The following is a 25,124-nucleotide window of genomic DNA, read 5'->3' on the forward strand; positions in this document are numbered from 1 at the left end:
TCCTTCACGCCGCCGCCTGCTGGCGTTCGAGCCAATGGCTAAAGGCCTGCCGCTCGGCCGGCGTCATGTGCAGGCCATGCTTGGTTCGGCGGTCCAGAATGTCGTCCGTCGTCAGCGCCCACTCGTTTTCGATCAGGAAGCGCGCCTCGCGCTCACGCAGATGTGGACCGAAGGCCGGCCCAAGGTCGTCGAGCGATTGGGCGCCGGCAAGCAGCGCATGCGTCCGGGTGCCATAGAGCCGCGCATAATGCTTGGCGAGATCGGCGGGCAGCCAGCGATAGCGAGATCTGAGTTCACCCAGGAACAGATCGAAGTCGGCATCGGCCATGTCGCCGCCGGGCAGATGACTCTTCGCCGTCCAGGCCGGTCCCATCTTCGGAAAGAAGGGTTTCAGCCGCTCCAGCGCATGTTCGGAAAGCTTGCGGAAGGTGGTGATCTTGCCGCCGAAGACCGAAAGCAGCGGCGCCTGTTGATCGGCCGCATCGACCTCGAAGATATAGTCGCGGGTGACGGCCGACGGGTTTTCGGCATTGTCGTCATAGAGCGGGCGCACGCCGGAGAAGCTGTAGACGATGTCATCTGATGTCAGTTGTTGCTTGAAATAGCGGTTCACCGACTTCAGCAGATAGGCGATCTCGTTGTCGTCGGCGGCCACATCCTCCGGCCGGCCTTCATAGGGGATGTCCGTCGTGCCGATCAGCGCAAGGTCGTTCTGGTAGGGATTGATGAAGATCACCCGTTTGTCCGGGTTCTGCACCAGATAGGCCTGCCGCCCCTCCCAGAACTTCGGCACGACGATGTGGCTGCCCTTGACGAGGCGCACGCTGCGGCTGGAGTTCAAGCCCCCGATCCGGCCGATGACGTCGTTGACCCAGGGGCCGGCAGTATTGACGACACAGCGCGCCTTAGCCTCGGTCCTGGCACCGGTGCGCGTATCGGTCATCTCGATATGCCAGAGCCCGTCGCGCCTTCGGATCGAACTGCAGGCGGTGCGCGTCAGCACCCGCGCGCCGCGGGCCTGGGCATCGAGCGCGTTCAGAACGACGAGCCGGGCGTCATCCACCCAACAGTCGGAATATTCGAACGCCCTGCGGTATTCGCGCTTGATCGGCGCGCCCTCGGGCGCGGTCGCAAGATTGAGGCTGCGCGTTCCCGGCAGGCGCTTGCGCCCGCCGAGATGGTCGTAGAGGAAGAGCCCGAGCCTTACCAGCCAGGCCGGCCGGTCCTGAGGGTTGTGCGGCAGCACGAAACGCATCGGCCAGATGATATGCGGCGCGGATTCCAGCAGTACTTCGCGCTCGATCAGCGCCTCGCGCACCAGGCGGAACTCGTAATATTCGAGGTAGCGCAGGCCGCCATGCACCAGCTTGCCCGAGCGCGAACTGGTGCCCTGCGCCAGATCGTCCTTCTCGCACAACAGCACCGAGAGCCCTCGCCCGGCCGCGTCGCGCGCAATGCCCGCGCCATTGACGCCGCCGCCGACGACAAACAGATCGTATACTCCGGTCTCGGAACTCACCGTCGGCACTCCTTTGAATTCGCGCATTCCGGACAGAAAACCGCTTCGCATTTTGCGGGCATTGCTGCAGTCCTCGCCATGCCTCAGGCCACCTTCGTCTTGTCTTGTAGGCCATAGGTGGAGAAGCCTTCGACCACGCCGGATATCTCGGTTTCCGACAGGACCACCGGACCACCGATCAGCAGCGTGTGGTAATATTGCTTGGCGATCGTCTCCAGTTCGACCGCCGCCCACATCGCCTTCTCCAGGCTCGCGCCCGTTGCGATCATGCCGTGGTTCGCCATCAGACAGGCGCTGCGTCCTTCGAGTGCCCGCAGCACACTGTCGGAGAGTGCCTTGGAGCCGTAGCGTTCATAATCGGCGACGCGCACGTCGCTGCCGCCGAAGGCCGCGATCATGTAGTGGCAGGCCGGAATCGGTTTGCGGGCGATCGCCAGAATGGTCGAATACATCGCATGGGTATGGACAACGGCGCCGATCTCCGGCCGCGCACGCAGGATATCCAGGTGGAACGGCCATTCGACCGAAGGTTTCTTCGGCCCCGACCAGCTTCCGTATTCGCCCTCGATCGGCATGGCGACGATCATCTCGGCCGTCATTGCGTCGTAGGCAATGCCCGAGGGCGTCACCAGCATCGTGTCGCCGTGGCGCAGGCTGATGTTACCCGAAGTGCCCTGGTTGAGCCCGATGGCGTTCATGTGGCGGCAGTGTTCGACGATCGACTGGCGCAGCTCGCGTTCGCTCATGGCGCGTTCCTCAATTCTGATCGGTTAGAGCGGGATGTGGGCGGAAACCCGCCCACGCCTTTCCTCGGCCCGCTCTAGCAAGGGTGAACCGGCGGCAGGCCGGCGATGTAACGGCGGACCTCCTCGGCGGCCATTTCGGCGGCAAAGGTCACGGTGCGCACGGAAGCGCCCGCGATATGCGGCGTCAGCGTCACGTTGGGAAGCTGCAACAACGGCCATTCCTCCGGCACCGGCTCCACCGCAAAGGTCTCCAGCATCGCCGCCGAGAGATGACCACTGACCAGGTTCTCGTAGAGCGCGTCGTAGTCACAGAGCGGCCCGCGCGCCGTGTTCACGAAGATCGCGCCCGGCTTCATCTTCGCAAAGGTCTCGGCATTCATCATGTTCCGCGTCTCGTCGGTGACGCGCGGATGCAGCGTCACGAGGTCGGAACGGGACAGAAGCGTGTCGAGCGAGACCTGCTCGACGCCGGCATTCAGATCGTCGGCGGAAAGCTGCACATAGGGGTCGTGCACCAGAACCCTGGTGCCAAAGGCGCGCAGCAGGCGCACGACCTTGGTGCCTATATTGCCGTAGCCGATGACTCCGACGGTCATTTCGCAGAGTTCGCGACCGGTGCGGTCGGCGCGGTAGAGATCGCCGCGCCATTCACCCCTGCGCAGCGCCTCGTGACCGGTGCGGATCAGCCGCGTCTCGGCGAGGATGGCGCCAAGCGTGAATTCGGCAACGGCGCTCGCATTGCGGCCTGGCGTGTTGACGACGCGCACCCCGACATCGCGTGCGGCACCCATGTCGATGTTGACCGGACCGCCACGCGAGACGGCGACGAGCTTCAGGCCCGGCAATGCTTCGAGCATTCCGCGAGACAGCGGCGCCAACTGCGTCACCAGGATTTCCGCGTCACCGATAAATGCGATGATGTCCTCGGGCTTGCCGAGATATTCCTTGAGGCCATCCATGCCTTCGACGGCATAGCCGTGCTCCATCGGCACATCCGGCCAGGGCAGTTCGAGGGTGCGGATGTCATGGCCGTTGCCGGTCGCCTCGACGATCTTGTCGCGGAACACGTCCGGCAGCATGAACCGGTCGCCGATAATGGCTATCTTCTTCATTTCGGTCTTTCCTGTTGGTTTCCGGCGTCAGTACTTTGGGAGAGTGCGTGCCAGACGGGTCTGAGCGCTGTTCGCGACTGCTGGTAGGCGGGGAAAAGTTCGTCAAAGCGGCGGGCAAGTGCCGGATCGGCGGCTTCAGCCGGCCGTTGATAGGGCGTGACCCAATCGCCAAGGCAATCGGCCATCGAGGGGTAGATGCCAAGCGAGACGGCGGCGATCATCGCGGCACCGGCCGCCCCCGCCTCCTCCCGCTCGCTCGTCTGGACGCTGGCGCCGAGGGCCGCACCGAGGATACGGCGGAGCGATGCGCTGCGGGCGGCACCTCCGGTCAATCGGATCCGCGTCGGTAGCGGCCCCATTTCGGCATAACAATCGCGCGCCGCCATGGCGAGCCCGTCGAAGACCGCCTTCACCATGTCGGGAAAGCCGTGGGTGATCGACAGCCCGACAAAGGACGCACGCGCCGTCGCGTCGACGAAGGGCCCGCGCTCGCCCGCATCCGAGATATAGGGCTGGAAGATCAGCGGCGTGTCCTTGGCATCGGCCAGCCAGTCGTCGACAAAAGCGAGCAGCTCGCTCTTGGATTTCTCGACCCCCATGCCCTTCAATAGGCCGGAAGCCACCGAGAGGATCCAGTCGATATTGAGCGTCGCCGCCATGTTCGACTGCATCTGTGCGTAGGCGCCGGGGATCGGCATGCACATGGTGTAGCCGGTCAAGTCCCGGTTCAGCCGCACATCGTCGGCGCCATTGGCAAGTCGCATGTGCATGCCGGTCGAGCCGATGATCGAGCAGCCGGTATCGGTGCCCGGATCGTAGAGCCCGGCGCCAAGGGCTGTGCAGACGACATCGACATAGCCAAGCACGATGGGCGTGCCCTCGGTGAGACCTGTGATACCGGCCGCTTCCGCCGAAAGCGGGTGATGGGTCGCGGCGCCGTCGACGATCTCGGGCAGCACATGTTTCAGCTTTTCGAGCCCGAGGAAGGCGATGACGTCGTCGCTGTAGCTGCGGGTACGAAAATTGCCGAAGCTGAAATTCGCCTCGGAGGGATCGGTCGCCCGTTTGCCGGTCAGCTTGAAATAGAGCCAGTCCTTGCAGTGGAAGGTGGTGGCAACGCCCGAGAGCATCTCGGGCGCATGGTCGCTCATCCAGCGCAGCTGCGGCCCCTGCTGGCAGGCGGCAAGACCCGCGCCGGTGCTTTCGAAGCGGGCAACGTCGCCGCTGTCGCCGCGCAGCCGCTCCACAGTTTCGCCGGCGCGCGCATCGAGCCAGAGCCAGCCCTTGCCGACAGGGGCGCCGTCCCGATCGATCATCCAGGTGCCGTCGCCCTGGCCGGTCACAGCGATCGCAGCGACGCGGCCGGAAAGGTTGTCGATCTTCTCGGAGAGCTGCTTCAGCGTCACCGCGGCATCTGCCCAGGTGCGCTCCAGATCCTGGACACTGCCAGCGCGGCCGACCGCCTCATAGGCGTTCGGCACGGCGGCCATGGCCAGCTGCCGGCCGGCGAGATCGAAGGCCACCGACTTGATGACCGACGTTCCCGCATCGATGCCGATGAGGATGTCCCGCATCAGGCGAGCTCCTGTCCATGGCTGATCGCGCGCCCGCTCTCGCCGTCGAAGACGTGCAGGCTCGACGGATCGAGATGAATGCCGATCGGCTGGCCGACATCGAGCTCCGTTCGGTCATGCTCGACCAGCACCATGGTGCCACCGGCGAAATCCGCCGCGATATGGGTCTGGTCGCCGAGCCACTGGTTGACGGCGACGCGGCCGGTCACACCATCGGCGCTGCGGCGCACCGAATAGGGGCGAATGCCGAGCACCACCTTCTGCCGTTTGATGAGCGCATCGCGCACCGCATGCGAGAAGTCGGAGGCCGGATATTCCAGCCGCACGCCGTCCTTCAGGCCAAAGGCCATCTTGCTTTCGGAGCCGGAAACACTGGCCTCAAAGACGTTCATCGGCGGCTCGCCGACGAAGGTGCCGGTGAAGAGATTGGCCGGCCGCTCCTTGATCTTCTGCGGCGTGTCGAACTGCTGCAGCACGCCGCCTTCCATGACGGCAATGCGGTCGGCAAGCGCGTTCGCCTCGGTCTGGTCGTGGGTGACGAGGATCGCCGTCAGCCCCCGCTCCTTGATGAAATGCTTGATGCGGCCGCGAAGCAGCGCCCGAAGCTGCGGCTCGAGCTGCCCCATCGGCTCGTCGAGGAGGTGCAGGTTGGCGTCGCGGATGAGGGCCCGGCCGAGTGAAGCGCGCTGCTGCTGGCCGCCGGAAATCGAGCTCGGGTAGCGCCCGAGAATGTCCTCGATTTCGAGCAGTTTGGCGATACCGGCCACCTTCTGGTCGACGACGCTCTGCGAGAGCTTCGAGGCCTTCAACGCGAAGGCGATGTTTTCGCGCACCGTCAGTGGCGGATAGAGCGAATAGCCTTCGAACGCCATGGCGACGTTGCGGCGCACCGGCGGCAGGGTCTGAACCTCGCGTCCGGCAAGCGAGATCGTGCCGCGCGATACTGCCTCGAAGCCGGCGATCATGCGCAGCGTCGAGGTCTTTCCGCAGCCGGACGAGCCGAGCAGAGCAATAATCTCGCCCTTCCTCACATCCATGTTCAGCTTCTTCACGGCATGCACGCCGTAGTCGACGGGACCGTAGAACTTGTCGACGTCCTTGATCAAAAGAGCGGTGTCGGTCATGCCGCTTCTCCATTGCGCTTGGCTGCAAGGTCGGCGCGCGGCAAAAGAGCGCCGCTCGTCTTGTCGAAGAGAAAGGCCTGCATGCCATTGACGGCGATATGGGCAGGACCAGCGGTCGGACCAGGCGTGCCGGCCGGGCGTGACACCAGGATTTCGCGGCCGCGTGCCGTCAGCGCCAGCGTCACGGTCTTTTCGTTGAGCGGCGTTTCCGCCTCTACTGTCACGGGAATGGCGCCCGGTGCCGCCGCGTCGACGAAGCTGATTGCCTCGGGACGCAGGCCAAGCACGCACTGCCTGCCGACGACATCGGCGCCGTAATCGGCAAGCCGCACCCGGACATTGGAGAGCTCGACGAAGACGCCCTCGCCGCTCCGCTGCGGCGTGACATCGAGCAGGTTGATGGTGGGATCGCCGAAGAGCCGCGCGATCTCGATATCGGCGGGCGCGTTATAGATCTCCTGCGGCGTCCCGACCTGGCGGATACGGCCAGCGGCCATCACGGCAATCCGGTCGCCGAGCGCCATCGCCTCCTTGTAGTCCTGGGTGACGTAGACGACCGTCGCACCTTCGGCAGCCAGGAGCCGCGGCAATTCCAGTCGCATCTCGAAGCGGAGCTTCGCATCGACGTTGCGCAAGGGATCGTCCAGCAGCAAAAGCGGCGGCGAGCCGACGAGCGCACGGGCAAGTGCCGTGCGCTGCTTCTGGCCGTTCGAAAGCGCCTTCGGGTGATGCGTCAGCACATGGTCGATCTTCAACAGCTTGGCGACCTTCTGCACGCCCGCCGCTATTCTCTCCTTCGAAGACCGCGTCGCCGTCAGCGGGCTGGCGATATTGTCGAAGGCGCTCATGTGCGGGAACAGCGCGAAGTTCTGGAAGGCCATGCCGACACCGCGATGTTCGGCATCGACATCGGTCATGTCCTCGCCGCCGATCAGCACCCTGCCCTCGTCCGGCTCGATGACGCCGGCAACCAGCCGGAGCAGCACGGTCTTGCCGGCGCCGGAGGGGCCGAAGAGCACCAGCCGCTCGCCATCGGCGACATCAAGCGTGAGATCGTCGAGAACCGTGTGGCTCTTGTAGCGCTTGACGATGTTCTGCAGTTGCAACGTGGTCATGAGTTACCCTTTCACCGCGCCGAGCGACAGGCCTTCGACAAGGTAGCGCTGGGCGTAGAGTGCAAGTGCGAGCGTTGGCGTGACCGAAAGCACGATGGCCGCCGCGATCTGCCCGTATTGGATGCCCGAGGAGGTGACGAAGGCGAGCGCGCCCACCGTCACCGGCTGCTTGTCGGCGGATGCCAGCACCAGCGCGAAGACGAAGTTGTTCCAGGCGAAGATGAAGGCAAGCAGGCCGGCCGCGGCAATGCCCGGTCCTGCAAGCGGCAGGGCGATCTTGCGGAAGGTTGCGAACCAGGAATGGCCCGCGATGCGATAGGCATATTCGACGTCGGCCGAGATATCCTCGAAGTAACCGCGCACGATCCAGAGGATGAGCGGCAGGCAGATCAGCTGGTAGACCCAGATCAGGCCAAAGTAGGTGTTGGAGAGGCCGAGCCACTGGAAATACTGCGTCAGCGGCAGCAGCACCAGCAGCGGCGGCGCGAAGCGGAAGGAGAGCAGCGTGAACGCGATGTCTTCAGAGCCCTTGAACTTGTGGCGGGCAAAGGCATAGGCAGCCGGCACCCCGAGCACGAGCGCCACGGCAACCGAGGCGACCGACAGGAAGATCGAATTGCCGAGATTGCGCATGAAGGCGATGTCGAGCGTGCCGGCCGCCGTCTGCAACTTGCCGGTGATCAGCGCCGCGTAGTTGGAAAGCGTCGGCGAGAACACGACCGACGGCGGGATGGCGAGGATCGTCTCGTTCGTCTGGAACGACATCAGGAAGATCCAGAAGATCGGGAACATGAAGAAGACGACGACAAGCGTCAGGGCGAGACCGCGCAAGGTCCGTTCCAGCGGAGACATGGTTTCCATGGGTCCCTCCTTTAAGCTTCGCCGCGCGCGCGTTCGCGCAGCCGCAGCCAGTTCTTGATGAAGACGTTGGAGAGCGTGTAGGTGATCGCCCACAGGATGATCAGCAGCGCTGCCGAACGGCCGACATTGGTCGACTGGAAGAAGTTGAGATAGGCCTCGACCTGGAAGACGGTGAGCGTGTTGCCGGGTCCGCCTTGGGTCATCGCGTAGATGATGTCGAACTGCTGGATACTGTCCAGCAACCGGAAGAGCGTCGCCGTCAGGATGTAGGGCGTCAGCATCGGAAGCGTGATGCGGAAGAAGACGAAGCTGCGCGGCACGCCGTCGAGTGCGGCCGCCTCGAAGGGCTGCGTCGGCAGCGAGCGCAGACCGGCCAGAAGCAGGATCATGATGAAGGGCGTATAGACCCAGATATCGACGAGCACGACGGTCAGCAGCGCGGTATCCGGCGAGGATGCCCAGCGGAAATCATGCAGGCCGATCAGGCTTGCGAGGTAGCTGAGGATACCGAAGCTCGGATTGGTCATCAGCTTCCACATCAGCGCGGCGAGCGCCGGCGCGATCATCAGCGGCAGGAGCAGCATGATCGAGATGAAGTTGTTGACCGCAGAGCGCCGCTGCAGAAGCAGCGCGATACCGAGACCGAGCAGCAGTTCCAGCGTCACGGTGAGGCCGGCATAGAGCAGCGATACCTTGAGCGTGTTCCAGAAGGCCGGATCGGTGAAGAAGTTGAGGTAGTTTTCGCCCCAGTTGAACTGGCGCGCCCAAGGCTGGCTCAGCCGGTAGCGCTGGAAGGAATAGATGACCGCCGTGAAGAACGGGATGAGGATGCCGATGCAGACGAGCAGCGCCGGCAGGCTCAGCACATAGGGAAGCATCTTCCTGCTGATCCTGAAACCGGAGGTCGGTCTGCGGAGGGTTTCTGTTGAAGCCATGTCGAGCTCCGTTCCTGAAGTCTTGAAAGAGCACGCGGCGCGCGGAAGCTCGAGCCCGCGCCAGTCCTCGGCATCTCAGGTTGTTTTCGGTACGACCTCAAACGGATCGCCACAGACCGGCCATTGCCGGCATCTCGGGATGCCCGGCACTCGCAAGCGCCGGGCATCGCTTGGGAGGCCTATCAGCCGAGACCCGCCTCTTGGAGCTGGCGGTTGATGCTTTCGACGAGCTGGTCGAGACCCTCATCGACCGGCACTTGCTTGGCGACCATCTTCTGCAGCGTCGATGCCCATTCGGTGGTGACGTCGAAGAACAGCGGCTGCGGCGTGAACTTGATGGAGGCGCCGGCGGCCGAGGCGTCGAACATTTCGACATAGCCCGGATACTTGCCGTTCAGCTTCTCGCGGAAGATCTCGTCCTTCCAGATCGACTGGCGAACCGGATCGACGAAGTCCATCTTGGTGGCGCCGAACAGCGCGTGCTCCGGACCGGAAGCCCACTGCAGGAAGTACCAGGTGGCGTCCTTGTCCTTGGAGAAGTTGGACATGGCGAGCGACCAGATCCAGATGTTCGGCGTCGAGGCGGTCGCTTCCGGGTTGGCGGCAAAGGCGGCATAGCCGAGCTTGCCGGCCATCTTGTTGTCGCCGCCGTTCATGAAGTAACCCAGGCAATCGGCGTCGAAGATCATCGCCGAGGCGCCGGCGCCAAGGTCGGTGCCCACCTGATACCAGGTGTAGGTCGACCAGTCCTTCGGGCCGCTTTCCTGGATCATCTGCACGAACTTGGCGTGGTAGGCCTTGGATTCCGCCGTGCCCATCGCTGCCGACAGCTTGCCGTCGGCCGAGACGTTCAGGTCCTTCTGGTTGAAGTTGGCATAGCCCGACAGGAAGCCCGGATGGATGGTTGCCCAGGAGCGCGAACCGCGGACGCCGATACCGTAGATGCCGCCGATGTCCTTCTGCAGCTTGGCCGCAACCGCAATCATGTCGTCGAGGTTCTTCGGCAGCTCGACGCCGGCCTTGTCGAACATCTCGCGGTTATAGGTGATGTTGTTCTGCTCGAACGCCCACGGAATGCACCACTGCTTGGCGTCTTCCGAACCGAGCGCCCCACCCGGCTGGCCGTTCCAGGCGCAGGAGTTCTTCACGCCCGCGAGGAAATCATCCCAGTTGTAGTTGGGGTTGGTCTTGGTCGGATCCTTGATCCATTCGTTGAGGTCGGCGATCCATCCGGCCGGACCATAGGTCCAGGTCATGTAGGCGCCGGTCATGAAGGCATCGTATTCGGCCGAGCCCGAAGACAGCGCCGCCGTCACCTTGTCGAAATAGACGTCTTCCGGGAACACGTCATAGGTAACGTCGATGCCGGTCAGGTCCTTGAAGGCCTGAAGGTTGGCGATCATAGCATCGGCGTAAGGGTGCTTGTTCAAAAGCAGTTTCAACTTCTTGCCGGAATGCGCCTTCCAGTCGAAATCGGCGGCGAGCGCCTGCGTCGACATCATGTTGAACAACGTGCCGGCCGTGCCGGCTGCCAGGCCTGCGGCACCCAATCCCTTGAGCATGCCGCGGCGGTCCACCTCCCCACGCAGGAATGCGCTGATGAGGTCCTTCTCCTTCTCGTACATTCGTCTTCTCCTCCGTTGCGGGTATGATTGCGACTGCCGGCTACCCCACCGGTATTCCTCCCTTTAAGACCGCGGGCAGATCCTCCCTGCCCTCATGGCCTCGAATGTCTCAGCGCCTCATGCGCCGTGGGCGGCCAGCGCCCGTGCGGTCCGCTCGTCGGTAATGAGGCCGCTCAAGTGGCCGCTTGCGAGAACGGCGCGAATGGCGGGCACCTTGATCTTGCCGCCGGCCACAGCCACCGTGCGGCGGTTCTTCAGGTCCTCACGGCCAAGCGTAAACGTGCGGTCTGAAAGCGCGGTCTCGACCGGTTTGCCGTCCGCGTCGAAGAAGTGGCCGAGCAATTCCCCCATCGCCCCGCCCTTCTGGATCTCCTCGATCTCGCTCATCTCGATCATGCCGGTCGAAACCAGCGACGCCTCGCGCTCGACCGTGCCGATGCCGACCATCAGGAGATCGGCGGTCTTGGCGAGATCGAAGACCTCACGCACGCCGCGCTGGCTGAAGAGCACGTCGCGATCCTCGACCGTGTTGGCGAAGAACGGCACCGGCATGACATAGGCCTCTGCGCCGGTCCGCTCGGCGAGCCGGTGGATCACGTCATGCGGGTTGGCCGAAAACTTGCGGGTGAGCCCGCCAAGCAGCGAGACGAAGCGGGTGTTACCGTTTGCGATCCGCGGCAGGTACTCGACGCAGGCGGCAAGCGTCCGGCCGTGGCCGACGCCGACCAGCGCGGTCTCGCCGCGCTCGATCTCGCGCTTCAGGAACTGTGCCCCGGAAATACCGAGCGCCTTCAGCGGCAGATCGTCGGAATCGAAGTCCGGCACCACCTCGCAGTAGTCGAGGCCGTAGCGCGCCGAAAGCGCCTGCTCCAGTTCGACGCATTCGGAAACTTCGCCGTCGATATAGACCTTCACCAGCCCTTCCTGGTTGGCCTTCATGATCAGCCGGTGGGCCTTGAGCGAGGTGAGACCCAGACGCTTGGCGACCTCCGCCTGGGTCAGGCCGCCGGCATAGTGCAGCCAGGCGGCCCGCGTCGCCATGCTGGTCTCGTCGTCCCGAATACCTGCCCCACCGATGACCGTCATTGTCTCCACCCGCGTTTTGTTGCGCTGCATGATATTTTTTGCACCGCGTGATATTTTTATCCGCTGATGAAAGAAATTTCATGGCGTGAAAAAAATGTCAATAGCGCCTGACAAATGAGCGGTCATGTTTGTGAAGAGGTGGTTGAGCGGTCGCGACGGCTGCACGCGAAGGCGGCGGTCGCGGGACGCAACGAATACCCTGAGTTTTTTGGGAAGCGGGGAAGGCGACGCTCGGCAGGTAATCAACCGACCACCGGCGGCACACGGGGACCGGACTATTGACCGAGGTTTCTCAGATACAGCGACAGCAATTGCGTCTGCGAGGAGATCCCGAGCTTGCGGTAGACGTTGCGGCGATGAACCTTCACCGTGCCGGTGGAGATGCCGAGCCGGAGACCGATCGATTCCGACGAATGGCCCTGCAGCACCAGTTCAATGATCGAGGATTCCCGCTCCGTCAGATTGAGATGCTGCCAGACGCCATCGGCCGGCGGATGCGTCGCCTTGCGACGGCTGCGGCCGGTTTTGGCCAGCGCCGCATCGAACCGGCGGCCGAGATCGGCCCAATGATGGCGCACCAGGCCGGAGACCAGCGGCTCTACCTTTTTCAGAAGCGCGAACTCCGCAGCACTGAAAGTCCCCGTCGCCTCGCGCCGCATCAGGGAGAGAACAACGGTAATCTGCTCGTCGAGCGGTACGAAGAAGCCGACCTCTTCGGCCAGTCCCGTCTGCACGTAATAGGTGCGATAGTATTCCGAGGAGAAGAACCGATCCGGCGCGAGCTCGCGCATCCGCCAGACGCCCGGCTTGCCCTGCGACGCCGCGTGATAGAACGGATCGAGCAGATAGGGCCCCGCCTGATAGAGGCTGACGAAGAGCACATGATCCTTGGCATTGAAGGTGCTGTAGAGATCGATCGGCCGTTCCTTGCCGCGATAGGCAAAGACGACCACGTAGTCGAAGGTCATCAGCTTTGACATCAACCGTCGATAGGTGGAACCGACGGTTTCGTCCTCCATCGCCGTGCCCGCCACCAGCGGCGCCATGACCTGAAAAAGTCCTTCGAGATCGACGCTCAAACCGCCCTCCCGGCCGATGTTTCTTGCTCCGGGGTATACTCCTCACACAGAGCAATCCGCGTTGAAATACCTCTCTCGGGGTATATACCGGCAGGGCACGTGGTGACTAGGCTGCGTGTCAATGACGGTGGAGCGCCAGGGCGGGAGATTCCTGGCGACATCCGATAACGACCGCAGGGAACAGACGTGACATCCGCTTCGACGAACGACATCGAGTTCCGTTCGGTCGCCAAACGTTATGGCGCCGTGACGGCCGTTTCCGACATCAATCTCGAGGTGCCGCGCGGCGCCTTCATGGCGCTGCTTGGGCCCTCCGGCTGCGGCAAGACCACGTGCCTGCGCATGATCGGCGGCTTCGAGCAGCCGAGCGAAGGCACGGTCTTCATCAGCGGCGAGCCGATGAATGGCGTTGCCGCCTATCGTCGCCCGGTCAATATGGTGTTCCAGCACTATGCGCTGTTCCCCCATCTCGACGTCGAGCAGAACGTCTCCTACGGACTGAAGCAGATGCGGCCGCGCATCGCCGGCGCCGAGATTTCGCGCCGCGCCCAGGAGGCGCTGGAGATGGTGCGGCTCGGCGGCTTCGGCAAACGCCGTATCCACGAAATGTCCGGCGGCCAGCAGCAGCGCGTGGCGCTCGCCCGCGCCATCGTCAACAAGCCGAAGGTGCTGCTGCTCGACGAGCCCCTCGCCGCCCTCGACAAGAAGCTGCGCACCGCCATGCAGATCGAACTGCAGACGCTGCAGCGCGAACTCGGCATTACCTTCGTGCTCGTCACCCACGACCAGGAGGAAGCGTTGTCGATGAGCGATTTCGTCTGCGTCATGAATGCCGGCCGCATCGTCCAGGTCGGCCCGCCGCAGGAAATCTACGACCGGCCCGCAAGCCTCTTCGTCGCCGATTTCGTCGGCAAGACCAACCGCATTTCGGCGACCGTCGACGGCAACGCCTCGATCGAGCTTGCCAACGGCACCCGCTTTGCCGCCCCCGCAATCAACGGCACAAGGGGCGCTGCCATGGTGGCGCTCCGGCCCGAGGCGATCCGCCTGACGCGCAACGGTGCCGTCAGCACGTCGGCGTTGGCGGGCACGGTCACGCACCGGATCTTCTTGGGGTCGGCGGTCGAATACTCGGTCGCGGTCGATGGTCTCGGCGATTTCCTGGTCACGGCCGACCGTCGCACGCTCGGCGACAGCGAGCTCGTCGAACCCGGCGAAAAGGTCGGCCTCGCCTTCGACCCGAACGCACTGCACGTCTTTCCAGCCTGAAATCTCCCGGCCTCACCAAGCCGGTTCTACCACCTCGCATGAACGTCAAACGATAAAGGGAACAGCGTCATGAGCAAATGGTACAGAGAAAATGCCCCGATCACCGCCGATCAGCTCGCCGACGAACTGATGCGCCTGAAGCGCGGCTCGGTCACCCGCCGTCACTTCCTCGGCGTCACCGGTCTCGGTCTTGCAACCGCCGTGCTTGCGCGCCAGCCGGGCCTCTTCAATTCCACCGCCTTTGCCGGCGATCTCGGCACGCAGATGTCGATCGCCACCTGGCCGAACTACCACGACCCGGCGACCTTCGAAGCCTTCCAGGCGGCGACCGGCGTTGCCGTCGAGGTCAACGTCTTCGGCTCCAACGAGGAGATGCTGGCCAAGCTCCAGGCCGGCGGCACCGGCTGGGACCTCTTCGTTCCCACCAATTACACGATCTCGACCTATGTGAAGCTTGGCCTCATCGACGAACTCGATCTCTCGAAGGTTCCGAACTACGACGCCTCCACCGAGACGGCTCGCTTCACCAAGGAAGGGACCGTCGACGGCAAGACCTATGCCGTGCCGAAGAACTGGGGCACGACCGGCATTGCGGTCAATTCGAGCAAGATCAAGAAGCCGGTGACCAGCTGGAAGGAATTCTTCGAGATCGCCATGACCGACGGCGACGGCCGCGCCATGGTGCACGACTACCAGCTCACCACCATCGGCAACGCGCTGGTGTCTCTCGGCTACTCCTTCAACTCGATCAAGCCGGATGAACTCGCCAAGGCCGAGGAACTCTTGATCAAGGTGAAGCCGCATCTCTACGCCATCAACAGCGACTACCAGCCGTCGATGCGCGCGACCGATGCCTGGATGACCATGTGCTGGACCAATGACGGCGCCCAGCTCAACCGCGACATGCCGGAAATCCTGTTCACGCTCGGCAAGGACGGCGGCGAGATCTGGTCGGACTTCTACGCGATCCCGAAGAGTGCGGCCAACAAAGCGGCCGGCTATGCGCTGCTCAACTACCTGATGGCACCGGAAAACGCCATGAAGGAGCACATCGCCAACGGCGCACCGACCACCGACAGCCGCGTCCTGAAGCTGCTGCCGGCCGACGTGACCGGCAACAAGATCGTCTATCCGGACGAGGCATCGCTGACGCCACTCGAATTCGGCGCCGCCGTAACGCTCACCGACCCCGGCCGCGCCGAACTGATGGCACGTTTCAAGTCGGCCTGATCGGACCGGTTCGAACACTGATTAGCCGCCCCTCTTCCGCCTGCCGGCATCTTCTCCCCGTTCTGACGGGGAGAAGGGACAAGCCGAGAGCTCCCTGCCCTCGCTTCTGTCGGAACAGAGGGACCGGGCGGGCGCCACAGGTCCCCTTCGCCCCGCAAGCGGGGAGAAGGTGGCCGGCAGGCCGGATGAGGGGCAGCCTCTCACCCCGCTCAAGACGGCCCGGATTACATCGAACACAACGGACCAAACCTTATGACCGCGGCAACGAACACGAAGAGAAACCTGGTGACGGCGGCGCTGGTGGCGCCGGCCGCCGCCTGGCTGATGATCTTCCTCGTGCTGCCCTTCATCGCCATGCTGGTCTTCGCCTTCGGCGAGCGCGCACCGGAAGGCGGCTACCAGGCAGCCTTCACCTTTGCGCAATTCGCCAATCTGCCGACGCGGGCAGCGGCCTTCTGGAATACGCTGATCCTCGCGCCGATCGGCGCGCTCGCCTGCCTGCTGATTGCCTATCCGGTCGCCTATTACCTCGCGGTCAAGGCGAACCCGCGCTACCGGCTGATCCTCGTGTCGCTCGTCGTCGTGCCCTTCTGGACAAGCCTGCTCGTGCGCACCTATGCCTGGATGTACATCCTCGGCTCGCGCGGCATTCCGAACCTCTTGTCGATGATCGGCATCGAGGATGTCAGGATGCTGAACACGCCGGGCGCGGTCCTGCTCGGCATCGTCTACGGCTATCTGCCGTTGATGATCATGCCGATCTATGTGAGCCTTGAAAAACTCGACCGCCGCCTGCTCGAGGCCTCCGCCGATCTAGGCGGAAGGCCGGTATCGACCTTCTTCGGCGTAACCCTGCCGCTCTCCTTGCCCGGTGTCATGACCGGCGTCGCGCTGGTGACGATCCTGCTGCTCGGCGAATATCTGATCCCGCAGCTGCTCGGCGGCGGCAAGGTCTTCTTCATCGGCAATGCGCTGGTCGATCTATTCCTGCAGTCGCGCAACTGGCCCTTCGGCTCGGCGATTGCCGTCACGCTGGTCGCCGTCGTCGTGGTGATCCTGATGGTGGCGATGCGCATCGCCTTCCGCGTTGCCGGCACAAGACAGGTGGATCTCGTCTGATGCGCGCCTTCATCTCCTCCGTCTATCTCTTCCTCTATGCGCCGATCGCGCTCGTCGTGCTGTTCTCCTTCAATGCGGGGCGCAATGCCAGCGAGTTCACCGGGTTTTCGACCGCCTGGTACGGCAAGGCGCTAGGCAACACCTTCCTGGTCTCGGCCCTCCAGAACAGCCTGATGATCGCCTTTACCAGCGCCACGCTTGCCGCGATCTTCGGCACCATGGCAGCCCTTGGCATGGAGCGGCTGGCGCCGCGCAACCGGGCGATCTTCGATGCGCTCTTTGCCGCCGCCATCGTCGTTCCCGGCGTCGTCATCGGCATCGCGACGCTGGTTGCCCTCGTCGCCGTCTTCTCCTTCGTCAATCCGGCGCTGGCAACGATCTGGCCCGGCGACCAGCCGCCGCAGCTCGGCCTTGGCTACGGCTCGATCATCGCCGCCCACGGCCTGTTTTCCATGGCGCTGGTGACGATGATCGTGAAGGCCCGCATCGCCAGCCTTGGCCGCGATATCGTCGAGGCATCTGGTGATCTCTACGCGACGCCGCTCACCACCTTCCGGCTGATCGTGCTGCCGCAGATCCTGCCCTCGATTCTTGCCGGCTTCCTGCTCGCCTTCACCTTCTCCTTCGACGATTTCATCATCGCCTTCTTCGTCGCAGGCTCGAAGACTACGCTGCCGATCTACGTCTTCGCCTCGATCCGCCGCGGCGTGACGCCGGAGATCAACGCGATCGCGACGCTGGTGCTCGTCGCCTCGCTGCTTCTGATCCTGACCGCCCGCGTCCTGATGCGGGAAAAGAAAACGAAATCCGGGGAGTGAAACCATGATCCTGAAAAACCGGGTCGCGATCGTGACCGGAGCGGGCTCCGGGATCGGTCAGGCGGGTGCAGCCATCATGGCGCGCGAAGGCGCCCATGTCGTCGTCGTCGACCGCAGCCTTGCGGCAGCGGTGACCGCCGTGGAAGAGATCGCCGCCAAGGGCGGCAGCGCCGAGGCGCTCGCAATCGACGTCACCGACGACGCGGCCCTTTCCGACGGCATTGCCGATATCGTCTATCGCCACGGCCGCATCGACATCCTGCACAACCATGCCGGCGCCCAGGTTGCGGGCGATCTGGAAGAGGTCGAGGTCGCGGGCTTCGACCGCTCCTGGAACCTCAATGTCCGCGCCCATTTCATGGCCGCACGGCTGGTCATGCCGTCGATGCGCGCCGCCGGCCGCGGCGTCATCCTCAACACCTCCTCTTCCTCAGGCGTGCTCTACGACCGCGAGATGATCGCCTATACGACGACCAAACACGCCGTCATCGCCATGACCAAACAGATGGCCGGCGACTACGCCCGCCACGGCATCCGCGTCAACGCGCTCTGCCCCGGCTGGGTCGACACCCCCTTCAACGAGCCCTTCATCGCCCAGATGGGCGGCCGCGGCGCAATCGAATCCTATATCCGTGAAAAGGTGCCACTCGGGCGCTGGGCCAGCGTCGATGAGATCGCCGAATCGATCCTCTTCCTCGTCTCCGACCGCTCCTCCTACATGACCGGCCAGATCCTCGTGGTGGATGGCGGCGAGACGGTGGTGTGATGGGCGCGCACTGAGGTCGTTTCCTCCCCTCCCTATTCCTATGGTGCCCGGAGCATAGCCTCTTCATCCCTCGTTCCTGTGCTTGTCACAGGAATGAGGCAGGCGAATGCGAAGCCCTGTCACGCCTTCGGAACGATACCCCGACACGCCCAAGCGACCGCCGCAAAGGATCGCGGCCCGTCCGGCTGGCCGGCTTCGTAGGCAGCGCGAATGGCCGCGTCGACCTTCGCCCGCTGGTCCGCGTCGAGCCCGGCGACGTATTTGCCGAGCGGTCCCTCGCCCGCGGCGATCGGCTCCCAGAAATCGGCGAACGACAGATAGTCCATCCGGATCAGGAGCGAAGTCTGCCGGACGTCCGTAAGGCCATTCGCGACGAAGCTCTGCATCATCTCGCCCGGCCGCATCATCGGCTGGAAACAATAGCGGCTGCGCACCCGATCGGCGTTGCCATCGAGCACCGCCGCCGTATCGAGCACCATTCTCATCCCCGGCATGCCGCCGAGATGATCCCAGACTGCCGCGGCGACGACACCGCCCGGTCGCACGACACGGCGCATTTCGGCAACGGCCTTTCCCGCCTCCGGCACGAAATGCAGCACCAGCAGCGCCAGCGCCCGATCGAAGGAACCATCTGCAAAAGGAAGCGCGCAGGCATCGGCCTGTTGGACCTTGATCCTCGGGTCGGTATTGCCCCGCATCGTCGCCTCGACAAACACAGGCGAGAAGTCGATCGCGGTAATCTCACTGACATTGGCCGCGTGCGGCAACGCAAAGGTCAGGCTTCCGGTACCGCAGCCGACCTCCAGCACCCGTTCGCCGTCGGCAAGCCCCGCAAAGTCGATGAAAGGCGGCGCCAGCTGGCGGCTCCACCGGCCCATCAGTTGCTCGTAGCCGGCCGCACTCTGCACATTGAAGCTCGATGTCATGATCGCCTCCGGCAGCAAAGACGGCATTCTAGCGCTTGGCCCGCCGTGCACCAAGGCATTCGCGTCGAGAGGGGGCCCGGAGCGCGCCTCCTCTCCCTCATTTCTGTGCTTGTCACAGAGATGAGGGAAGCCCGTGCGGGGGCCTCCCACTCTCACGCGAAGCCTACACCTTCACGTGCCCGATGCCCTTGGCGGCGATCTCCTCGAAACTCTCGTCATAGCCGGCATCGGCATAGCGGATGACACCGAGCGAGGTGTCGTTGGTAAGCGCATGGTCCAGCCGCTCGTCCGCTTCCACCGTGCCGTCGGCAATGACCGTCACGCCGCAACTCGTCATGTAGCCGGCATAGCCGCCACCGCCGGAATGCACGACAACGAGATCGGCCATCGAGGAGCAGAGCAGCATGGCGTCGAGTAGCGGCCAGTCGGCGATCGCATCCGATCCATCCTTCATCCGCTCGGTCATGATGTTCGGATGCGCCATGGCGCCAGCATCGAGGTGGTCGCGGGAAAATGCGATCGGCCCCTTGAGCTCGCCGGATGCCACCAGTTCGTTGACGCGCCGAGCCAGGGCCGTGCGCTCGCCGTGGCCGAGCCAGGCGATGCGGGCGGGTAGGCCTTCGAAGGGGATATGCTCGCGCGCGAGCCTGATCCAGTTGGTGATGATCTTGTTGTCGGGGAACATGTCGAGCAGCAGATCGTCGATCCGGGCAATATCGCTCTCCTCGCCCGAAAGTGCCATCCAGCGGAACGGGCCGATGGCGCGAGCAAAGAGCGGGCGCAGATAGGCTTCGGTGAAGATCGGAATGTCGAAGGCATTGGCGACGCCGCCCTCGCGCGCCTGGGTGCGGATGAGGTTGCCGTTGTCGAAGACCTCAGCGCCCTTTTTCTGGAAGTCGAGCATCGCCGTGACGTGTTCGACGATCGAGGCGCGGCTTGCCGCCATCAACTGCCCCTGGCCGTCGTCGCGCAGCGATTTCACCTGGTCGGGGCTCATGCCCTTCGGCACGTATCCATAGACGAGGTCATGCGCCGAGGTCTGGTCGGTCACCACGTCGGGCACGATGCCGCGCCGAGCGATCTCCGGATAGATTTCCGCCGCATTACCGACAAGGCCGACGGAGAGCGCCCGCTTCTCCTTCACCGCCGCGTCGATCATCGCAAGTGCCACGTCAAGATTGGGGGCGATCTCCTGCAGGTAGCCGATCTCTCGCCGCTTCTTCGCCCGCTCCGCATCGATGTCGACGCAGAGGATCGCCGCACCCGCCATGCGGCCGGCGAGCGGCTGCGCCCCGCCCATGCCGCCAAGACCGGCGGTCAGCACGAAACGGCCCGCGAGATCGCCGCCGAAGCGACGCTCGGCGATGCGCATGAAGATCTCGTAGGTGCCCTGGATCACACCCTGGCTGCCGATATATTGCCAGGCGCCGGCCGTCAGCCCGCCCCAGCAGATCAGCCCTTTCCGCTGCAAGTCGTAGAAAACCTCTGCCTTCGCCCATTGGCCGACGATGTTGCAATTGGCCATGATGACCAGCGGCGCCTTGGCGTGAGTCTTGAGCAGGCCGACGGGCTTGCCCGACTGAATGATGAGCGTCTGGTCCTCGTCCATTTCGATGAGTGTCTTGACGATGGCGCGGTGCGCCGGCCAGTTGCGCGCCGCCTTGCCGAGCGCGGCATAGACGACCAGATTGTCCGGATCCTCGCCGACCGAAAGCACGTTTTCAAGCAGCCGCAGCAGCGCCTCCTGCCGCCAGCCCTTGGCGCGCAGCTCCGGCCCACCGGGGATCGGAAAACCGGGATGACGGGGATTGGCCTTGGGCATCGTCTCGTTCCTCTTTGATATCTCGGTGGGGGCAGACGCCCTCCCGTCTACGTCAGTGGGGTCGTGCCCCTCTCATCCATGGTGGCGGGAGGTCACTGCCTCCTCACGTTCGCAGGTCGCGGCCCCTCACGTTTGTGGCGACGGATGGCGACGGCCCCTCACCCTAGCCCTCTCCCCGCCTGCGGGGAGAGGGTCAGGTGAGGGGCCAACGCGAACAATTACTTGTAGCGCAACCCTCTAACACTCTCGGACAGCGCAAGCCGTCAACTCTCACTTGGGCGGCAATGTCTCGACGAACGCGATCGCGCCATCGAGCAGCCGCTTGCGCAGCGCATCGTCGCCATAGGCGTCCGCCCCTGCCCGCACCCACCCGTGCATCGCCCGCCCGTTCATCACCATCAGTTCGATACCCGGCAGATCAAGCGCCCAGCGATCATTGCCCTTGCCGAGCCGCACCAGCAGCGAACCCTCGCGCGCACCCAGAAGCAGGTTGCCATGAAGCAGATAGGCCCAGCCGCCGAACATCGCCTTTTCCGAGAGCCCGGCGCGCTCGCCGAGTTCTTCTCGGATCAGCTCTTCCAGTCCCGCATCGCGCGCCATGATCCTGCTCCCGTTACCTTCCGGAAAGGGCGTAACGAGCAAGCTCGATGCCCATCGCCTTTTCGACCGATGGATAGACCGTCGGGTCGAGCACGCTTGAAGACAGCGGGATCACCGTCTTCGGCACATGCAGCACGAAAATCTTCATGCCCACCTGAAGCTGGCCGACGCTCAAAGGTTCGCCCCCAGGCGACAGCGTGGTGATGACGTCGGGGAAGGTCGCAAGCCGCGTGCCTTCCGCAGAGTCAACCGCCATGTACTCGTTCATCACGTGCAATACCGTGGAGTCAGCGCCCCTCCCCAGCGTCCCCTTTTCCAGTGTCACGGTGCCGATGTCGAAGGCTTCCTTGGTATAGACGACGGATTTGTCGGTGATCGTGCCTTCCGAGAGGATCGCGCCGTTGGTCGTCTTGACGATGGCATCGATCACCGCGCTGCCGCCCTTCGCTTCCGCCGCGATGATCGCCTCGCCAAGCGCCAGCGCCAGCGAAATGCCCCCGAGCGCCGCATTGGCTTTCACATAGGATGCCCTGACCGGATTGCGGCAGGAGGCAATGAAGCCGCCGGACATGTCGGAGGCGGTGCGCAGGATCGGCGAGACCTTGGCGGTGGCGCCGCGCACCACCAGCTCGATGTAGCGGTTCTCCTCGCGGTTTCCCCCGACCGCCGTCTGGATCATCGGCTCGGGCGAGCCGGCAAGGCCGATCGAGCCCATGTCGCCGGTCGGATGGGCGCGGATATCACCGACGGCGTCCACTACCTTGGTGCCGAGGATCGCCGAGGGCAGCCAGCCGTTCAGCGTCGAGGACTTGCCGTTCTGGCCGATGATCAACCCCGAGAGCTTTTCGCCGAGCGCCTCCTGCAGGAGTTGCACGGCCTTGACGTAATCGACCCCGCGCATCTCCCAGGGCGTAGTCGAGGCCGGTGCGCCGATGGCGGCTGCGGTCGCCACCCAGTCCTGTGCGTCGAGTTCGTCGATCGAGACGAGCTCCGGCTTGCCGATGGACACCGCGGCATAACCGAGCATGCGGCCATGATCGGCCCAGCCGCCGCCGCCGGCCGCATAGACGGAACCGCCCTTGACCGCCGCCTCGACGTCCTTTTCCTTCAGTATCCGGCCCATCTCACACCTTCTCCTGCAATTTATTGTCGAGCCGCTTCACCGCATCGAAGAGAACGGCGGCGCCGAGCGCGATGTCGTCGTTTTCGGCCCACTCCTCCGGCGAATGCGAGCGTCCGCCGAGGCAGGGAATGAAGATCATCGCCGAACGGGTGATGCGCCCCATCCAGGCCGTGTCGTGGCCGGCGCCCGATGCCATGCGCCGATGCTTGGCGCCGATCGCATCGCAGCTGTCTTCGAGCGTCGAAAGCAGCAGCGGATCGCCCGGCGTCGGATGGTTGTCCGAGATCACATTGGCGGGCGCAATCGTCACGCCCGATGCCTCGGCGACACCCTGGCAAAGGGAGCCGAGCGTTGCCAGGAACCGCTCCATCTGCGGCCGCAGCTCGGCACGGGCATCGATCAGCAGCCGGACGCGAGACGGCACGACATTGGCTGCATTCGGCTCGATCGAAAACTCGCCGACCGTCGCGGTGAAATGCCCGTCGCCGTGAGAGAACTCCGTCGCCAGCCGCTCGATCTCCAGCACCAGCCGGGAGGCCACAACCAGCGCATCGCGCCGATGCCCCATCGGCGTCGTGCCGGCATGGTCCGCCTGTCCCTCGACGATGATCTCGATGCGGGTGATACCGGAAATGGCGGTAACGACCCCGACATCGAGCCGCCCGGTTTCGAGTACCGGCCCCTGCTCGATGTGCAGTTCCAGGAACGCCTTGATATCCGAGCGCTTTGAGCCCGAGAGCCTGGAGGGATCACCGCCCACCTCGACGATGCCTTGCCAGAGGCTCAGGTCCCCTTGCGTGCGGTTCAGCCAGCCATCCGGCAGCACACCCGCCATGCCGCGGCTGCCGACGCAGGAGACGCCGAAGATCGACACTTCCTCCGCCAGAAAGTCCACGATCTCCAGATCGTGGTCGAGCTCGATGCCGTTGTCGGAAAGCGCCCGCGCCACTTCGAGCGCCGCCGCTACCCCGGCGATGCCGTCGAAGCGCCCGCCATCCGGCACCGTGTCGGAATGGGAGCCAAGAAGGATGGTGCCGAGTGCCGACTTTTTCCCCTTGCGCCGGCCGATCAGGTTGCCGGCAGCGTCGATCCGGGTTTCGAGCCCGGCCGCACGAAAACGCCGGTCGAGAAAGGCCCGACCTTCGAGGAAAAGCGGCGTGAAGGCGCGGCGCGTATACGGCCGGTCCGGCTCGGTGATACCAGCCAAGCCGTTGACGATGCCGGCAATGCGGCTCGCATTGACGGGCAGATTGGCCGGAACCTTATGGGCGGTGTTGCTCATCTCGCCTCCTGCAGGGTCAAGGTCGGCAGCGGCCGGACGAACTGCCCGACGCCGGGCTCGGAGAGAACCTGTCGGCCATCGAAGGCGAGCTTGCCACGCAGATAGGTCGCAGCCACCCGCCAGGGCAGCTTGATGCCATTATAGGGCGACCAGCCGACGACGTTGTGACCGCTCTCGGCCGCATCATAGACATAGGGCTCCGGCGTCATGACGATGATGTCGGCATCCTTGCCGGCCTCCAGCGCGCCCTTTTTATGGTCGAGGCGGAAATGCCGTGCCGGGTTCAACGTCATCAGCTCCGCTGCCCGCGTCAGCGGGATGCCGCGTTCGAGCGCCCCTTTGACGAAGAGCGGCACCATGACTTCGAGCCCTGGCACGCCCGACGCATTCGCCAGCATGTCCGGATTGGTCTTGCGATCCTCCGACCAACTGACGTGATCGGTCGAAACCATCGTCACCGTACCGTCGGCGATGTGCCGCCAGAGCTTTTCTACCTCGGCGCGCGGCCGGATCGGCGGGTTGATCTTGGCCTTGCCGCCGAGACGGCGGACGTCGGTTTCTTCGTCGAGCGTCAGGTAGTGGATGCAGCACTCGATCGTCGCCTTGTAGCCCTGGGCGCGATAGGCGGCGGCAATCTGATAGCCGCGGCCGAGCGAGCAATGCACCACATGCGCCGGGCAGCCGGTGGCAGCGCCCGTTTCATAGATCTGGTTGGTGGCAAGCAGTTCCGTCAGCGACGGGCGCGACAGCCCATGGGCCCGGTAGTCGGTAATGCCTGCTGCCTTGACCTTCTCGATCGCCGCACGCACCGCCTCGTCATCCTCGTTGTGTACGCCGGCCGACAGCCCGGTTGGCGCGATCGCGCGGAAACAGTCTTCGAGCAATGCTGCCGGAATGCGGGGAAAACGTTTCGGATCAGTGCCAAAGGTCGAAAACTTGAAGGCAGCAACACCGCCCTCCACCATTTCGAGAATACGCGCCGGTCCCTCCTCCGGATCGATAGTGCCATAGAGCGCGAAATCGACGCGCGCCTGCGGTCCCGCATGGTCGATCTTGCGGCGCAATGCCTCGGCCGAACAAACGAGATTGCCCTCGTCATAGGGCATATCGACGATGGTGGTGACGCCGCCGGCCGCCGCCGAGCGGGTCGACCAGATGAAATCTTCCTGGTTCCTCTGCGACAGCGAATGCACCTGCGCATCGACGGCGCCCGGCAGGATCAGCGCGTTGCCGAGATCATGCCGCTCGCGCGCGGCAGGTGCAGCACCCTGCCCGACATGCACCACCTTGCCGTCGCGCACCGCCACGTGGCCGCCCTCGACGATCCTTTCGGGGAGAACAACGGTGCCTTTCAGAACGAGATCGAAGTCGGACATGCTGCTCTCCCAATCGG

At 64.1% G+C, this 25,124-nt stretch carries 22 protein-coding genes; 5 read left to right on the top strand and 17 right to left on the bottom strand.

Annotated elements, in window-relative coordinates:
* Positions 1-4: 4 nt before the first annotated feature.
* The 11 genes from LAC81_RS12165 to LAC81_RS12215 all read right to left on the bottom strand — a co-directional run bounded on the left by LAC81_RS12165 (position 5) and on the right by LAC81_RS12215 (position 12,716).
* Positions 5-1,546 (bottom strand): glycerol-3-phosphate dehydrogenase, encoded by a 1,542-nt coding sequence (locus tag LAC81_RS12165; RefSeq protein WP_419195767.1) that lies wholly within the window; start codon positions 1,544-1,546, stop codon positions 5-7.
* 56 nt (positions 1,547-1,602) lie between these two features.
* Positions 1,603-2,265, bottom strand: a complete 663-nt coding sequence (locus tag LAC81_RS12170) for a class II aldolase/adducin family protein (RefSeq protein ID WP_223724998.1) — start codon at positions 2,263-2,265, stop codon at positions 1,603-1,605.
* A 74-nt stretch (positions 2,266-2,339) separates the two neighbouring features.
* Positions 2,340-3,377 carry a 2-hydroxyacid dehydrogenase gene (locus LAC81_RS12175; protein WP_223724999.1) on the bottom strand — a complete coding sequence of 346 codons (1,038 nt, stop codon included), beginning with the start codon at positions 3,375-3,377 and terminating at the stop codon, positions 2,340-2,342.
* Complete coding sequence (locus tag LAC81_RS12180; RefSeq protein ID WP_223725000.1) at positions 3,374-4,951, bottom strand: FGGY-family carbohydrate kinase; 1,578 nt, start codon at positions 4,949-4,951, stop codon at positions 3,374-3,376. The genes LAC81_RS12175 and LAC81_RS12180 overlap by 4 nt, the downstream gene beginning before the upstream one ends.
* Positions 4,951-6,075, bottom strand: coding sequence for an ABC transporter ATP-binding protein (locus LAC81_RS12185; protein WP_223725001.1), 1,125 nt, complete (start codon positions 6,073-6,075; stop codon positions 4,951-4,953). The genes LAC81_RS12180 and LAC81_RS12185 overlap by 1 nt, the downstream gene beginning before the upstream one ends.
* Positions 6,072-7,190, bottom strand: a complete 1,119-nt coding sequence (locus tag LAC81_RS12190; RefSeq protein ID WP_223725002.1) for an ABC transporter ATP-binding protein — start codon at positions 7,188-7,190, stop codon at positions 6,072-6,074. Before LAC81_RS12190 ends, LAC81_RS12185 begins: the two co-directional genes overlap by 4 nt.
* 3 nt (positions 7,191-7,193) lie before the next feature.
* Positions 7,194-8,051: a carbohydrate ABC transporter permease gene (locus tag LAC81_RS12195; protein WP_034792198.1), complete on the bottom strand. Its 858-nt coding sequence runs from the start codon at positions 8,049-8,051 to the stop codon at positions 7,194-7,196.
* An 11-nt stretch (positions 8,052-8,062) separates the two neighbouring features.
* Positions 8,063-8,986: a carbohydrate ABC transporter permease gene (locus LAC81_RS12200; protein ID WP_113540369.1), complete on the bottom strand. Its 924-nt coding sequence runs from the start codon at positions 8,984-8,986 to the stop codon at positions 8,063-8,065.
* Positions 8,987-9,168: 182 nt separating this feature from the next.
* A complete protein-coding gene (locus LAC81_RS12205; protein ID WP_113540370.1) occupies positions 9,169-10,611 on the bottom strand; it encodes an extracellular solute-binding protein in 1,443 nt (480 codons plus the stop codon).
* Between the two features lie 117 nt (positions 10,612-10,728).
* Positions 10,729-11,697 carry a sugar-binding transcriptional regulator gene (locus LAC81_RS12210; protein WP_223727813.1) on the bottom strand — a complete coding sequence of 323 codons (969 nt, stop codon included), beginning with the start codon at positions 11,695-11,697 and terminating at the stop codon, positions 10,729-10,731.
* 275 nt (positions 11,698-11,972) lie between these two features.
* Positions 11,973-12,716 carry a helix-turn-helix transcriptional regulator gene (locus LAC81_RS12215; RefSeq protein ID WP_419195825.1) on the bottom strand — a complete coding sequence of 248 codons (744 nt, stop codon included), beginning with the start codon at positions 12,714-12,716 and terminating at the stop codon, positions 11,973-11,975.
* A gap of 246 nt (positions 12,717-12,962) precedes the next feature.
* Here LAC81_RS12215 and LAC81_RS12220 point away from each other — a divergent pair, with 246 nt between their 5' ends.
* The 5 genes from LAC81_RS12220 (at position 12,963) to LAC81_RS12240 (ending at position 17,978) form a co-directional block, all read left to right on the top strand.
* Positions 12,963-14,045: an ABC transporter ATP-binding protein gene (locus tag LAC81_RS12220; RefSeq protein ID WP_223725004.1), complete on the top strand. Its 1,083-nt coding sequence runs from the start codon at positions 12,963-12,965 to the stop codon at positions 14,043-14,045.
* Between the two features lie 69 nt (positions 14,046-14,114).
* The gene (locus LAC81_RS12225) at positions 14,115-15,275 is read left to right on the top strand and encodes a polyamine ABC transporter substrate-binding protein (protein WP_223725005.1); all 1,161 of its coding nucleotides are present in this window, start codon (positions 14,115-14,117) and stop codon (positions 15,273-15,275) included.
* Positions 15,276-15,527: 252 nt separating this feature from the next.
* Complete coding sequence (locus tag LAC81_RS12230) at positions 15,528-16,394, top strand: ABC transporter permease (protein WP_113540374.1); 867 nt, start codon at positions 15,528-15,530, stop codon at positions 16,392-16,394.
* Positions 16,394-17,212, top strand: a complete 819-nt coding sequence (locus LAC81_RS12235) for an ABC transporter permease (protein WP_113540375.1) — start codon at positions 16,394-16,396, stop codon at positions 17,210-17,212. Before LAC81_RS12230 ends, LAC81_RS12235 begins: the two co-directional genes overlap by 1 nt.
* A gap of 4 nt (positions 17,213-17,216) precedes the next feature.
* A complete protein-coding gene (locus tag LAC81_RS12240) occupies positions 17,217-17,978 on the top strand; it encodes an SDR family NAD(P)-dependent oxidoreductase (protein WP_223725006.1) in 762 nt (253 codons plus the stop codon).
* 119 nt (positions 17,979-18,097) lie between these two features.
* Here the strand turns inward: LAC81_RS12240 and LAC81_RS12245 are convergent, their stop codons facing one another.
* The 6 genes from LAC81_RS12245 to LAC81_RS12270 form a co-directional block, all read right to left on the bottom strand.
* On the bottom strand, positions 18,098-18,904 hold the full coding sequence (locus LAC81_RS12245; protein ID WP_223725007.1) for a methyltransferase domain-containing protein: 807 nt from the start codon (positions 18,902-18,904) through the stop codon (positions 18,098-18,100).
* A 163-nt stretch (positions 18,905-19,067) separates the two neighbouring features.
* Positions 19,068-20,726 (bottom strand): urocanate hydratase, encoded by a 1,659-nt coding sequence (locus LAC81_RS12250; RefSeq protein ID WP_223725008.1) that lies wholly within the window; start codon positions 20,724-20,726, stop codon positions 19,068-19,070.
* A gap of 270 nt (positions 20,727-20,996) precedes the next feature.
* Complete coding sequence (locus LAC81_RS12255) at positions 20,997-21,326, bottom strand: TfoX/Sxy family protein (RefSeq protein ID WP_223725009.1); 330 nt, start codon at positions 21,324-21,326, stop codon at positions 20,997-20,999.
* Between the two features lie 13 nt (positions 21,327-21,339).
* Positions 21,340-22,449 carry a DUF917 domain-containing protein gene (locus LAC81_RS12260; RefSeq protein ID WP_223725010.1) on the bottom strand — a complete coding sequence of 370 codons (1,110 nt, stop codon included), beginning with the start codon at positions 22,447-22,449 and terminating at the stop codon, positions 21,340-21,342.
* A gap of 1 nt (position 22,450) precedes the next feature.
* Positions 22,451-23,731, bottom strand: coding sequence for a Zn-dependent hydrolase (locus LAC81_RS12265; RefSeq protein WP_223725011.1), 1,281 nt, complete (start codon positions 23,729-23,731; stop codon positions 22,451-22,453).
* Positions 23,728-25,107 carry a dihydroorotase gene (locus tag LAC81_RS12270; RefSeq protein WP_223725012.1) on the bottom strand — a complete coding sequence of 460 codons (1,380 nt, stop codon included), beginning with the start codon at positions 25,105-25,107 and terminating at the stop codon, positions 23,728-23,730. The genes LAC81_RS12265 and LAC81_RS12270 overlap by 4 nt, the downstream gene beginning before the upstream one ends.
* Positions 25,108-25,124: the final 17 nt, after the last annotated feature.

This window comes from Ensifer adhaerens (assembly GCF_020035535.1).
In the GTDB taxonomy this organism is placed as follows: Bacteria; Pseudomonadota; Alphaproteobacteria; order Rhizobiales; family Rhizobiaceae; genus Ensifer.